The sequence below is a fragment of the Paracoccus fistulariae genome, from assembly GCF_028553785.1.
In the GTDB taxonomy this organism is placed as follows: domain Bacteria; phylum Pseudomonadota; class Alphaproteobacteria; order Rhodobacterales; family Rhodobacteraceae; genus Paracoccus; species Paracoccus fistulariae.
In genome coordinates this window covers 60,837-73,431 of the sequence record NZ_CP067136.1, presented here as the reverse complement: position 1 = coordinate 73,431, position 12,595 = coordinate 60,837, and the positions used below count along the sequence as shown (strand labels likewise).

Sequence of the window (12,595 nt, the reverse complement as noted above, 5' to 3'; positions counted from 1 at the left end):
TTACCTCAGTCGATGGTGACGGCGGTGCCGGAAGCCGACACCATCAGCATGTTGTTGATGACCTCGTAATCAAGGTCCACTCCGACGACCGCGTTGCCGCCCAGCTCCTGGGCGCGGTCCTGCATTTCTTTCAACGCCGTCTGGCGCGCCTCGGACATCGCCTTTTCATAGCTGCCCGAACGCCCGCCGACGATGTCGCGGATCCCGGCGAACATATCGCGGAAGATATTCGCGCCCAGGATCGTCTCGCCGGTGACGACGCCGTGATAGGCGCTGATCCTGCGCCCTTCGACGGATGGGGTGGTGGTGACGATCATCCCACCGAACCTTCCAGAGAGATCGCGACCAGCGATTGTGCCTCCATGGCGAATTCCATCGGCAGCGCCTGCAGCACTTCCTTGGCAAAGCCGTTGACGATCAGGGCCACGGCCTCTTCCTCATCCATGCCGCGCTGGCGGCAATAGAACATCTGGTCGTCATCGACCTTGCTGGTCGTGGCCTCATGTTCCACGCGGCTGCTGGTGTTCTTGACCTCGATATAGGGCACGGTGTGGGCGCCGCATTTGTCGCCGATCAGCAGGCTGTCGCATTGGGTATAGTTGCGGCTGTTGGTGGCGCGCGGATGCATCGTCACCAGACCGCGATAGGTATTCTGCGCCTGACCGGCCGAAATCCCTTTGGACACAATGCGAGAGCGGGTGTTCTTGCCAAGATGGATCATCTTGGTCCCGGTATCCGCCTGCTGGAAGTTGTTGGCGATGGCGATGGAATAGAACTCGCCCTGCGATTCATGGCCGCGCAGGATGCAGGACGGGTATTTCCAGGTGATCGCGCTGCCGGTTTCCACCTGCGTCCACATCACCTTGGCCCGATCCTCGCGGCAATCGGCGCGTTTGGTCACGAAGTTATAGATGCCGCCCTTGCCCTCTTCATCGCCGGGGAACCAGTTCTGGACGGTCGAGTATTTCACCTCGGCATCTTCCAGAATCACGATCTCGACCACGGCGGCGTGAAGCTGATTGGTGTCGCGCTTGGGCGCGGTGCAGCCTTCCAGATAGCTGACATAGCTGCCCTTGTCGGCGATGATCAGCGTGCGTTCGAACTGCCCGGTATTTTCGGCATTGATGCGGAAATAGGTGGACAGCTCCATCGGGCAGGTCACCCCCGGCGGCACATAGACGAATGAGCCGTCGGAAAACACCGCGCTGTTCAGCGTGGCGAAAAAGTTGTCCGATTGCGGCACGACGCTGCCCAGATATTTCTTGACCAGTTCGGGATGTTCGCGGATCGCCTCACTGATGGAACAGAAGATGACGCCCGCCTTGGCCAGTTCATCCTTGAAGGTGGTGCCCACGCTGACACTGTCGAACACGGCGTCCACGGCGACCTTGCGGCCCTCGGCCGGGACCTCGCCCGCGCCTTCGACGCCTGCCAGAATCATCTGCTCTTTCAGCGGGATACCCAGCTTTTCATAGGTCGCCAGCAGCTTGGGATCGACCTCATCCAGCGATTTCGGCTTTTCTTCCATGCTTTTCGGGCGGGCATAGTAATACTGATCCTGAAAATCGATTTCGGGATAGTTCAGCATCGCCCATTTCGGTTCGGTCATGGTCAGCCAGCGGCGAAAGGCCTGCAGCCGCCATTCGGTCATCCATTCCGGTTCGTTATTCTTCTGCGAGATCAGGCGGACGATATCTTCGTTCAGCCCCTTGGGGGCATAGTCCATCTCGATCTCGGTATCCCAGCCATATTTATAGCTGCCCATGTTCTGCACGGTTTCAACCGTCTCGCGGTCGACACCTTCGCGCACTTCAAGATCGGGGGTCGAGTTCATCCTTTGTCCTTCCTAAGGCCGGCCAGATTGCCTAGCCATTTCTGTCGCGCCAGCGTCCATACGCGGTTTCCCATGCATCCGCAAATCGGTTCATCTGATCCTCAGCCAAATCGGGGCTTATGGAAATTCGGATCGCGGATTGCGCTTCCTTATCGTCAAATCCCATGGCCTGCAGCGTCCCGCTGGCCCGGACCTTTCCCGAGGAACAGGCAGAGCCCGCCGAGATCGCGAAGCCTGCCAGATCCATCTGCATCACCTGGGTTTCACCCTTCCAGCCCGATGTAAGAATGCAGGTCGTGTTCGGCAACCGTCTGGCCCCATGACCGGCGATGCGCGATCCCGGCGCGGCTGCCAGCAGCCTGGCCTCCAGCGCGTCGCGGCGTTCGGCCACCTGATCCCACAACCCGGCCTCCAGATCGCGTTGCGCGGCGGTGGCTGCGGCGGCAAAGCCAAGGATGCCGATCAGGTTTTCCGTTCCGCCGCGACGGCCCTGCTCTTGCCCGCCACCGCGAATCAAGGCCTCTATATCGGTGCCCTTCTTCAGGATCAGCGCACCGATCCCCTTCGGCCCGCCCAGCTTGTGCGCGCTGACAAAGCCTGCCGTGATATCCAGCCAGTTGAAGGCAAAGGGCACCTTGCCGAAGGCCTGCGTCAGATCGGACGAGGCCAGACCGGCGGGCAAGCTTTGCATCACGCCGGTTTCGTTATTGGCGATCTGCAGCGTCGAATTCGCCGGGTCGGTCACGGTGACGATGCCATCACCATCGACTGCCAGATCGTCGTCGCACCAGGCCTTGATGGCGCTGTGTTCCACCGGGGCGCAATGCACGCCCTTGCCCGCCAGCACCATGGCCGCCGCCTCGGTCGTGCCCGAGGTGAAGATCACATCCGCACCCTCGGCCCCCAATGCGGTCGCAACCTCTTCGCGCGCGGCCTCCAGCGCCATCTTGGCCGCCCGCCCCTCGCTATGCACCGAAGAGGGGTTGCCGCTGATCTCCATCGCCGCGCGCATCGCGGCCTTCACCTCGTCACGCAGAGGGGTCGTCGCGTTCCAGTCCAGATAGGTTCTCATCCGATTTCCTCGGCAATGCGGTCGGCCAGACGGCGGGCAACCTCGGCCTTGGACATGCGCGGCCATTCCTCGGGGCCGTGCTGAGAGATCAGGGTGACGGCGTTTTCCTGACCGCCCATGATGCCGGTTTCGGGGCTGACATCATTCGCCACGATCCAGTCGCAGCCCTTGCGCAGCCGCTTTTCCGTGGCATGGCGCAACACATCGTTGGTTTCGGCGGCAAATCCCACGACAAGGCGCGGACGATCCTGTTCCAGATGGCTGATCCAGGCCAGAATGTCGGGGTTTTCCGACATTTCCAGCGCGGGCGGCCGACCCGAGCCGTCCTTTTTCATCTTGCTGTCCGAGGCATTGGTGACACGCCAATCGGCCACGGCGGCGGCCATGACGGCGGCATCGGCCGGCAAGGCGGCCTCGACCGCGTCGCGCATCTGGCGGGCGGTCTCGACCCGGATCACCTCGACGCCCGCGGGTGGGGGAACGCTGGCCGGGCCGGTGACAAAACTGACCCGCGCGCCCAGATCGCGCAGCGCCGCCGCAATCGCCGCGCCCTGCGACCCGGAAGAGCGGTTGGCGATATAACGCACCGGATCAATCGGCTCATGCGTCGGACCCGAGGTGACGATGACATGCCGCCCGTTCAGCCGCGCCAGGGTCAGCGGAATTTCCGATGTCAGCGCCCGCGTCGGCGGCAGGCTGGGCCAGACAGGCTGTTGCAACGCATCGCGGATGGCCGCGACGATCTGGTCGGGTTCGGACATGCGACCGGTGCCGAATTCGCCACAGGCCATGCTGCCATCATCCGGCCCGACCATCAGGATGCCGTCATCCTTCAGCGTGGCCAGATTGCGTTGCGTCGCCGGGTGGTGCCACATGCGCACATTCATCGCGGGCGCGATCAGCACGCGCTTGTCAGTGGCCAGCAGCAGGGTCGAGGCCAGATCATCGGCCAGCCCATTGGCCATCTTGGCCATCATATCGGCGGTGGCCGGGGCCACGACCACAAGATCGGCGTCGCGCGACAACTGGATATGGCCGATATCGGCCTCGGTCTCGATATCGAACAGCCCGTCATGGACCTTCTCGCCCGCCAGCACCGACACCGTCATCGGCGTGGTGAACTGCGCGCCCGCCTGCGTCAGAACCGGCGTGACATGGGCGCCCTCGGCGCGGATCAGCCGGATCAGCTGCGGGATCTTATAGGCGGCAATGCCACCGCCGATGATCAAAAGGATGCGTTTTCCGTCCATTATCGCCCCCGGGCTGTGCTGGCACAGAAATAGTCGCGCAACGGCCAAGTCGCAAGGAAAGCTGCACCCGGGATGTTAACCATTTCTTAACAGCGCCAGCGTTAACCATTTCCGGGCAAGGGATACCGGAAATGCCATGGTCGCCATCGCCTATTCCGTCGCCTTCGAGGGGATCGAGGCGCGACTGGTCGAAGTTCAGTGTTCGGTCGCCGCGGGCCTGCCCGGTTTCGCCATCGTGGGCCTGCCGGACAAGGCGGTCAGCGAGGCAAAGGAACGGGTCAAAGCCGCCTTTGGCGCGCTCTCCATTGCGCTGCCGAACCGGCGGGTGACGGTGAACCTGTCGCCCGCCGATCTGCCCAAGGAGGGCTCTCATTTCGATCTGCCCATCGCGCTGGCCGTGCTGGCGGCGCTGGAGATCCTGCCGGGCGATGAGCTGGCGCGCTGCGTCTGTCTGGGAGAGTTGGCTCTGGACGGGCGGCTGGCGCCGGTGACGGGTGCCCTGCCCGCCGCCATGGCCGCCGCCGAGGATGACCGCGCGCTGATCTGTCCGCAGCCCTGCGGGGCCGAGGCGGCCTGGGTCGATGCCGTGCCGGTGCTGGCCGCCCGCCATCTGCGCGAGGTGATCGACCATCTGACCGATCGCGCGCCCCTTGCGCGTGCCGCGCCGGGCAGCATCGGCACGGGCGCCAGCCATGGCTGCATGTCCGAGGTAAAGGGGCAGGAACGCGCCAAACGCGCGCTGGAGATCGCCGCCGCAGGTCGGCACCATCTGCTGATGGTCGGCCCACCCGGCGCGGGGAAATCCATGCTGGCCGCGCGCCTGCCCGGCCTGATGCCGCCGCTGGCCCCGGTCGAGGCGCTGGAAAGCTCGATGATCCATTCGCTGGCCGGGACGCTGGATCAGGGTGGCATCCTGCGCCATCCACCCTTTTGCGAGCCGCATCACACCGCCTCTATGCCTGCGATTGTCGGAGGCGGGCGCGGCGCCCGGCCGGGGCAGATCAGCCTGGCCCATAACGGCGTGCTGTTCATGGATGAATTTCCCGAATTTCCCCGTCAGGTTCTGGAGACGCTGCGCCAACCCATCGAGACCGGAGAGGTCGTCGTGGCCCGCGCCAATGCCCATATCCGCTATCCCTGCCGCTTCCTGCTGGTGGCGGCGGCCAATCCCTGTCGCTGCGGCCATCTGGCGGATGCGGCGCAGGCCTGTTCCCGCGCGCCCGGATGCGGCGGGGATTATCTGGGCCGCATCTCGGGGCCGCTGATGGACCGTTTCGATCTGCGGCTGGAGGTCCCGGCGGTCAGCTTTCTGGATCTTGAATTGCCCGAACGCGGCGAAAGCTCGGCCCGGATCGCCGAACGGGTGGCGGCAGCGCGTGATATCCAGGCGCGGCGGTTTCGCGACCACCCCCATATCCGCGTGAATGCCGACGCCTCGGGGCGCGTGCTGGACGAGATCGCGACACCGGATGCCGAGGGTCGGGACCTGATCCTGAAAGCCTCGGAACGGCTGGGCCTGACGGCGCGCGGCTATCACCGCATCCTGCGCAGCGCGCGCACAATCGCGGATCTGGATGGCGCGGCGGATCTGCGCGCGCCCCATATCGCCGAGGCGATCAGCTATCGCCTGCCCTTCGTCGCAGGCGGCTGACGCCAGCTCGGTTCCGCGCCCGGGGCTTGCATCTGGCCCCGAATTCCCGTTAGCACCGGCCCCGTATCGCCAGGTAAGACGGGACCATCTGCCCCCTGACCCAGCCATTCGCAGTAGGGCAGAAAGAGGCCATATGGACCAGATCATCACCCGCCACCGGCACGAATTGAAACGCCGCGTGCTGACCGTCACCGAGACGTGCCGCATCACCCCCAACATGATCCGCATCACGCTGCAAAGCGACGATCTGGGCGATTTTGTCAGCCTTGGCCCCGACGACCACGTGAAGCTGTTCTTTCAGGGCGATGGCGACAAGCCCGAGATGCGCGACTACACCCCGCGCGCCTTCGACACCGCCGCAAGAACGCTGACGCTGGATTTCGCCGTGCATGGCGAGGGTCCGGCGCAGGAATGGGCCGAGGCGGCGAAACCGGGTGACCTGCTGCATATCGGGGGGCCGCGCGGCTCTGCCGTGGTGGCGCCGGTCTTTGACTGGTATCTGCTGATCGGCGATGAAACCGCCCTGCCCGCCATCGGCCGCTGGATCGAGGAAATGCCTGCGGGAACCCATGTCACCTCTCTGGCGACGGTCGAATCCGAGGCCGAGCAGCAGCAGTTCGACACCGCCGCCACCCATCAGCCGATCTGGGTGCATCGCCCGCTGAACCTTGCCGCCGACCCCGCACCCCTGCTGCAGGCGCTGCGCCAGATCACCCTGCCGCCGGGCAAGGGCTTTATCTGGATCGCCGCCGAAGCAGGCGTCGCCCGCGCCGCCCGCGACCACGTGCTGTCGGAGCTCGGCCACCCGAAGGAATGGCTTAAGGCCTCGGGCTATTGGCTGCTTGGCGAAAGCGACGCACATCAGCCGCTGGACTGACGGCACGGACTTTCCCATGTTTTCGCTGCTGGAATCCCACTTCGCGCAGAGGATCTCTTCATCGCCCTGTGCGGCCGGATCGTCGTCAGACCGAATGTCGAGACAGGGTCGAGAAACGCGCGCATGTCGGAGGAAACGGTGTTCCACGTCCTGCACGCGCGCAAAAGGCATGGGCTGGCGAAAGTCGGGTTCGATCTCAATCCTCTGTCTGGCCCCAGGCCTTGGTTGCGGTCAAAAGTGCGGGGAACAGCTTGTCCTGGACATCGCCAGGGAGTTGGGAAAAGTCACCGTTCATGAGGAAATTGAAATCTATTCGATGTGCTAGGTATAGATATTTCATCAGGTCCCGATTGGGATAGGTCAATCCGGCCATAGCATTGCTCAAGACAGTTTTCGACACCCCGGCGGCTTTCGCCAGCGCGTTCCGCCGATCAAGGCCCGTTACGAGAAAGGCGGCGCGCAATCTGATTGCGCTCGCCTCGACGCTCATATCGTTCACTCTTGCCAAGCGTGTCTTTGAATCAATATCCATGATCTCATCATCGTGAAAAGTCAGGTCTGGCAAGATTGATATTGCTCACGGGGCGCGAACTCAACGGTTGCGCGATCTGCGTTCTTTTTTCGTTAGGGTAACTCTGCAACGCGGACCAAACGCGCGGAACCGAAGGTTCATTCGCATCGCTGCGGCATAAGAATTTTGTCGAACGTCGCACGGACGGCTGAATGCCGACATGTGACAGGATGGGGGGGACGATGTGGGGAACCGCCGCAACTGAAAAACGAAAAAGGCCAGCTTTTGCTGGCCATTTTTCTTTCGGCTATGGTGCGCGATGAGGGACTCGAACCCCCACGCCGAAGCGGCTGGACCTAAACCAACTGCGTCTACCAATTCCGCCAATCGCGCACGCCGGATATCCTTAGAAAGGAACGCCCACGAAGTCAAAGGGTAAGCACGGGATGCAGAACTGATAAATACGAACTTCCCCTGCAAAGGCCGGTTCAGAAAATGGCATAAATTCCCTTTGTTTACAAGGAAGTACAAAAACTCCCTTCAAATCCGCACATGCCCGTTCAGCTTGACTTTGAAAAACCTGCGGCGCAACATCGCAGCGTACCTATCTATTCGACAGGCAAAAGGAGGGTCTTCTATGAATATCGACCTTTCGCGGCGCGGCTTTCTGAAGCTGGCGGGTGCGGGGGTTGCGGCAACGTCGCTTGGGGCCATGGGCTTCGGCGAGGCTGAGGCGGCGGAAACCGCGCATGTGCGCGCCTTCAAGCTGACCACCACCACGGAAACCCGCAATACCTGTCCCTACTGCTCGGTCGCTTGCGGCATCATCATGTATTCCAAGGGCGACGTGAAAGCGGGCGAGCAGGCCGACCTGCTGCATATCGAAGGCGATGTCGATCACCCGACGAACCGCGGCACGCTGTGCCCCAAGGGCGCGGCGCTGAAGGATTTCGTCAAGGCCCCCACTCGTCTGACCAAGCCGCGCTACCGCGCCGCGGGCTCGGACGAACTGGTCGAGATCAGCTGGGACGAAGCGCTGGACAAGATTGCGCGTGCCATGAAGGACGACCGCGATGCCAATATGGTGCAGGTCAACGAGGACGGCACCCCGGTCAATCGCTGGACGACCGCAGGCTTCCTGGCTGCTTCGGCAACGACAAACGAAACCGCATGGCTGACCTATAAGACGGTCCGTTCCATGGGGATCGTCGGATTCGATAACCAGGCGCGCGTTTGACACGGCCCCACGGTGTCCAGTTTGGGCCCGACTTTTGGCCGTGGAGCGATGACCAACTCCTGGACCGACATCAAGAATACTGACCTTGTTATCGTCATGGGCGGTAACGCAGCCGAGGCGCATCCCTGCGGCTTCAAATGGGTGACCGAGGCCAAGGCCCATCGTGGCGCGCGGCTGATCGTGGTCGATCCGCGCTATAACCGCACGGCCGCCGTGTCGGATTACTATTCCCCGATCCGTCCGGGCAGCGATATCAGCTTCCTGATGGGGGTGATCCGCTGGCTGATCGAAAACGACAAGGTCAACTGGGAATATGTCACCAACTACACCAACGCAGCCTTCCTGGTGAAGGATGAGTTCGGCTGGAGCGACGGGCTGTTCAGCGGTTATGACGAGGAAAAGCGCGACTTCGACAAGTCAAGCTGGGACTACAAGAAGGATGCCGAAGGCTACGCGCAGGTCGATATGACCCTCAAGGATCCGCGCTGCGTCTGGAACCTGCTCAAGGCCCATGTCGATGTCTATACGCCGGAATTCGTCGAGGATATCTGCGGAACGCCGAAGGAAAAGTTCCTGCATATCTGCGAGATGATCGGGGAATGCAGCGCGCCGGACAAGGTCATGACCTCGATGTATGCGCTTGGCTGGACACAGCATTCCAAGGGCGCGCAGAACATTCGCGGCATGGCGATGATCCAGCTGATCCTGGGCAATATCGGCATGGCCGGTGGCGGCATGAACGCATTGCGCGGGCATTCCAACATCCAGGGCCTGACCGATATCGGTCTGATGTCGAACCTGATCCCGGGCTATCTGAACATCCCGACCGAAAAGGAAACCGACTGGCAGACCTATATCTCGTCGCGGAGCTTCGTGCCGCTGCGGCCGGGCCAGACCAGCTATTGGCAGAATTACCCGAAATTCATGGTCAGCTTCATGAAGGCCATGTGGGGGGATGCGGCCACGGCGGAAAATGACTGGGCCTTCCACTACCTGCCCAAGCTGGACGTGCCGACCTATGACGTCCTGCGCATGTTCGAACTGATGAACCAGGGCCAGATCAACCTGTATTTCTGCCAGGGCTTCAATCCGCTTCTGTCCTTCCCCAACCGGGGCAAGCTGACCGAGGCGCTGTCCAAGCTGAAAATGCTGGTGGTCATGGATCCGCTGGCGACGGAAACGTCGCATTTCTGGGAGAACCACGGCATCTATAATGACGTGGACCCGGCCAGCATCCAGACCGAGGTTCTGGAACTGCCCACGACCTGCTTTGCCGAGGATGAAGGCGCGCTGGTCAATTCGGGACGCTGGCTGCAATGGCACTGGGCCGGGGCGACCCCGCCGGGCGAGGCCAAGCATGACACCTGGATCATGGCACAGATCTTCCGCCGCGTGCGCAAGCTCTATGAGGAAGAGGGCGGGGTTTTCCCCGATCCGATCCTGAACCTGACCTGGAACTATGCCGATCCGGACGAGCCGATGCCGGACGAACTGGCCCGCGAGATGAACGGTCGCGCCCTGACGCCCGTTTACGACACGGCCGATCCGACCAAGGTGGTGGTCGAGGCGGGCAAGCAGCTGAAGAACTTTTCCCAGCTGCGCGACGACGGCTCGACCATGTGCGGCTGCTGGATCTATTCCGGCTGCTGGAATGAAGACGGCAACAATATGGCGCGCCGCGACAACAGCGACCCAAGCGGGCTTGGCGTCTTTGCCGACTGGGCCTTTGCCTGGCCGGTGAACCGCCGCATCCTCTATAACCGCGCCTCTGCGGATATGCAGGGCAGGCCCTGGGATCCGGAACGCGCTTTGCTGGCGTGGAACGGCGAACGTTGGGAAGGTCCGGACGTGCCGGATATCTCGCCCACGGCGAAACCCGGCGAGGTCATGCCCTTCATCATGAACCCCGAGGGAACCTCTCGGCTCTTCACGCGTGGCATGATGCGTGACGGACCTTTCCCGACGCATATGGAACCGTTCGAAAGCCCGGTGGAAAACGTCTTCAACGCCAAGATGCGGGGCAACCCGGCATCGCGGGTCTTCGTTGACGATGCCGAACAATTCGCCACCAGCGATGAGTTCCCCTTTGTCGGCACCTCGTATCGCCTGACAGAGCATTTCCACTACTGGACCAAGCACAACCCGGTCAACGCCACGCTTCAGCCGCAATTCTTCGTCGAGATCAGCGTGGAACTTGCCAATGAAAAGGGCATCCGGAATGGCGGTCGCGTCCGTGTCTGGAGCAAACGGGGCGAGGTCTGGGCCAAGGCGGTCGTGACCAAGCGGATCCAGCCGCTGACGGTGCGGGGCAAGACGGTGCATGTCGTCGGCATCCCGCTGCATTGGGGCTTCATGGGGGCCGCCAAGAAAGGTTTCGGGCCGAACAGCCTGACGCCCTTTGTCGGCGACGCCAATGTGGAAACGCCTGAATTCAAGGCCTTCCTTGTCAATATTGAACCCGCAGCAGAGGAGCCGGTGGCATGAGCGAGACCGCAGCTCAACCCAAAACCGCGGTTTCGAACCCGCCTGTTCAACCGCTGGAAGTTGGCTTTGATGCGCGCGACGTCGTGCGCATCTCGGCCACCTCGGATGTGCCGCAGCCCGATCGCCAGTTGGACAAGCTGGCCAAGCTGATCGACATTTCGAAATGCATTGGCTGCAAGGCCTGCCAATCGGCCTGTATCGAATGGAACGATACCAAGCCCGAGATCGGGACGAATATCGGCAGCTACGAAAACCCGCATGACCTGACACCGGCGATGTTCACGCTGATGCGGTTCAGCGAATGGGTGAACCCTGAAACCGATAATCTGGAATGGCTGATCCGCAAGGATGGCTGCATGCATTGCGAGGATCCGGGCTGCCTGAAAGCCTGCCCGGCGCCCGGCGCCATCGTGCAATATTCCAACGGGATCGTGGATTTCATCCATGAAAACTGCATCGGCTGCGGCTATTGCGTAACGGGCTGTCCCTTCGACATCCCGCGCATCAGCCAGGTGGATCACAAAAGCTATAAATGCACCCTGTGTTCCGACCGTGTCGCCGTGGGTCAGGGGCCGGCCTGCGCCAAGGCCTGTCCGACTCAGGCCATCGTCTTTGGCACCAAGGAGGATATGAAGGCCCATGCGGATGAGCGGATCGCGGATCTGAAATCGCGCGGCTATGACAATGCCGGGCTTTACGATCCCGCAGGCGTCGGCGGCACGCATGTGATGTATGTGCTGCAACATGCCGACAAGCCCTCGATCTACAGCGACCTGCCGGACAATCCGCGGATCTCTCCGATCGTGGAGGGCTGGAAGGGCGTCACCAAGACCGCCGGTCTGGCGGCAATGGGGATCGCGGCTGTCGGCGTGGCGCTGCACGGGCTGTTCTCTCGCGGGAACAAGGTGACCGAGGAGGATACCGAACAGGCCGAGGCGCTGGTCGATGCCGATCTTCATGACCGTCGGGGGGATGTCTGATGCCAAGACCGTATTATTCCGAACCCGGTGATCATATCGAAAGCACCGATCCGGTCCGCGTCAGCCGCTATCGTGGCATCACCCGGCTGAACCATTGGGTCACGGCAGGCTGCATGATCATCCTGCTGCTGTCCGGGCTGGCCTTCTTTTCGCCCTCGCTCTACTTCCTGACGGGATTGTTCGGCGGCGGACAGACGGCGCGCTGGCTGCATCCCATCGTGGGCGTCGTCCTGTTTTTCAGCTTCCTGCTTCTGTTCCTGCAGATGTGGCGGCTGAACCTGCCCAAGCCCGAGGATACGACCTGGGTGGCCAATATCGACGAGGTGGTGAAGGGGAACGAGGAAAACCTGCCCGAGCTTGGCAAATACAATGCCGGTCAGAAATTCGTTTTCTGGGCCATGTCCGCGCTGATCGTCGTGCTGATCGGGTCGGGCATCATGATCTGGCAGGAATATTTCCCGGATCTGGTCTCGATCCCGGTGCGCCGTTGGGCCGTGCTGATCCATGCGCTGGCGGCGGTCGCCATCGTGCTGGTTTTTATCATGCATGTCTATGCGGCCTTCTGGGTCCGCGGCACGTTGCGGGCCATGACGCGGGGCGATGTCACCGGTGGCTGGGCCTGGCGGCACCATCGCAAATGGCTGCGCGAGGTTGCTGGACGCCAGCGCAACGGTCCGGCAAAATAGCCGCAACATCCAA

At 62.2% G+C, this 12,595-nt stretch carries 11 protein-coding genes and 1 tRNA gene; 6 read left to right on the top strand and 6 right to left on the bottom strand.

The features are described 5' to 3' along the window. Window positions 1-5: 5 nt before the first annotated feature. From JHX87_RS00395 to coaBC, 4 genes are read right to left on the bottom strand one after another with little or no spacing between them, the layout of a single operon-like run. Complete coding sequence (locus JHX87_RS00395) at window positions 6-317, bottom strand: heavy metal-binding domain-containing protein (protein ID WP_271884337.1); 312 nt, start codon at window positions 315-317, stop codon at window positions 6-8. After that, window positions 314-1,834: a Fe-S cluster assembly protein SufB gene (gene sufB, locus JHX87_RS00390; protein WP_271884336.1), complete on the bottom strand. Its 1,521-nt coding sequence runs from the start codon at window positions 1,832-1,834 to the stop codon at window positions 314-316. Before sufB ends, JHX87_RS00395 begins: the two co-directional genes overlap by 4 nt. 31 nt (window positions 1,835-1,865) lie before the next feature. Continuing rightward, on the bottom strand, window positions 1,866-2,906 hold the full coding sequence (locus tag JHX87_RS00385; protein ID WP_271884335.1) for a cysteine desulfurase family protein: 1,041 nt from the start codon (window positions 2,904-2,906) through the stop codon (window positions 1,866-1,868). Further along, the gene (coaBC, locus tag JHX87_RS00380) at window positions 2,903-4,159 is read right to left on the bottom strand and encodes a bifunctional phosphopantothenoylcysteine decarboxylase/phosphopantothenate--cysteine ligase CoaBC (RefSeq protein ID WP_271884842.1); all 1,257 of its coding nucleotides are present in this window, start codon (window positions 4,157-4,159) and stop codon (window positions 2,903-2,905) included. Before coaBC ends, JHX87_RS00385 begins: the two co-directional genes overlap by 4 nt. A gap of 133 nt (window positions 4,160-4,292) precedes the next feature. On the opposite strand from coaBC, the gene JHX87_RS00375 reads away from it, so the two are divergent. Next, on the top strand, window positions 4,293-5,807 hold the full coding sequence (locus tag JHX87_RS00375) for a YifB family Mg chelatase-like AAA ATPase (RefSeq protein WP_271884334.1): 1,515 nt from the start codon (window positions 4,293-4,295) through the stop codon (window positions 5,805-5,807). 133 nt (window positions 5,808-5,940) lie between these two features. Beyond that, window positions 5,941-6,684: a siderophore-interacting protein gene (locus JHX87_RS00370; protein ID WP_271884333.1), complete on the top strand. Its 744-nt coding sequence runs from the start codon at window positions 5,941-5,943 to the stop codon at window positions 6,682-6,684. 196 nt (window positions 6,685-6,880) lie between these two features. Here the strand turns inward: JHX87_RS00370 and JHX87_RS00365 are convergent, their stop codons facing one another. Both JHX87_RS00365 and JHX87_RS00360 read right to left on the bottom strand, forming a co-directional pair. Further along, entirely contained in the window at window positions 6,881-7,216 is a 336-nt protein-coding gene (locus JHX87_RS00365; RefSeq protein WP_271884332.1) for an XRE family transcriptional regulator, read from the bottom strand. 289 nt (window positions 7,217-7,505) lie between these two features. Continuing rightward, a tRNA-Leu gene (locus JHX87_RS00360) sits at window positions 7,506-7,588 on the bottom strand. 244 nt (window positions 7,589-7,832) lie between these two features. Between JHX87_RS00360 and JHX87_RS18550 the strand changes: the two genes are divergently transcribed. The 4 genes from JHX87_RS18550 to JHX87_RS00345 are packed head-to-tail and all read left to right on the top strand — an operon-like array spanning window position 7,833 to window position 12,582. Further along, window positions 7,833-8,432 (top strand): molybdopterin-dependent oxidoreductase, encoded by a 600-nt coding sequence (locus JHX87_RS18550; protein ID WP_465119509.1) that lies wholly within the window; start codon window positions 7,833-7,835, stop codon window positions 8,430-8,432. 48 nt (window positions 8,433-8,480) lie between these two features. After that, on the top strand, window positions 8,481-10,916 hold the full coding sequence (fdnG, locus tag JHX87_RS00355; protein WP_473087569.1) for a formate dehydrogenase-N subunit alpha: 2,436 nt from the start codon (window positions 8,481-8,483) through the stop codon (window positions 10,914-10,916). Next, complete coding sequence (gene fdxH, locus JHX87_RS00350) at window positions 10,913-11,896, top strand: formate dehydrogenase subunit beta (protein ID WP_271884330.1); 984 nt, start codon at window positions 10,913-10,915, stop codon at window positions 11,894-11,896. The genes fdnG and fdxH overlap by 4 nt, the downstream gene beginning before the upstream one ends. After that, window positions 11,896-12,582 carry a formate dehydrogenase subunit gamma gene (locus tag JHX87_RS00345; protein ID WP_271884329.1) on the top strand — a complete coding sequence of 229 codons (687 nt, stop codon included), beginning with the start codon at window positions 11,896-11,898 and terminating at the stop codon, window positions 12,580-12,582. The genes fdxH and JHX87_RS00345 overlap by 1 nt, the downstream gene beginning before the upstream one ends. Window positions 12,583-12,595 lie beyond the last annotated feature (13 nt).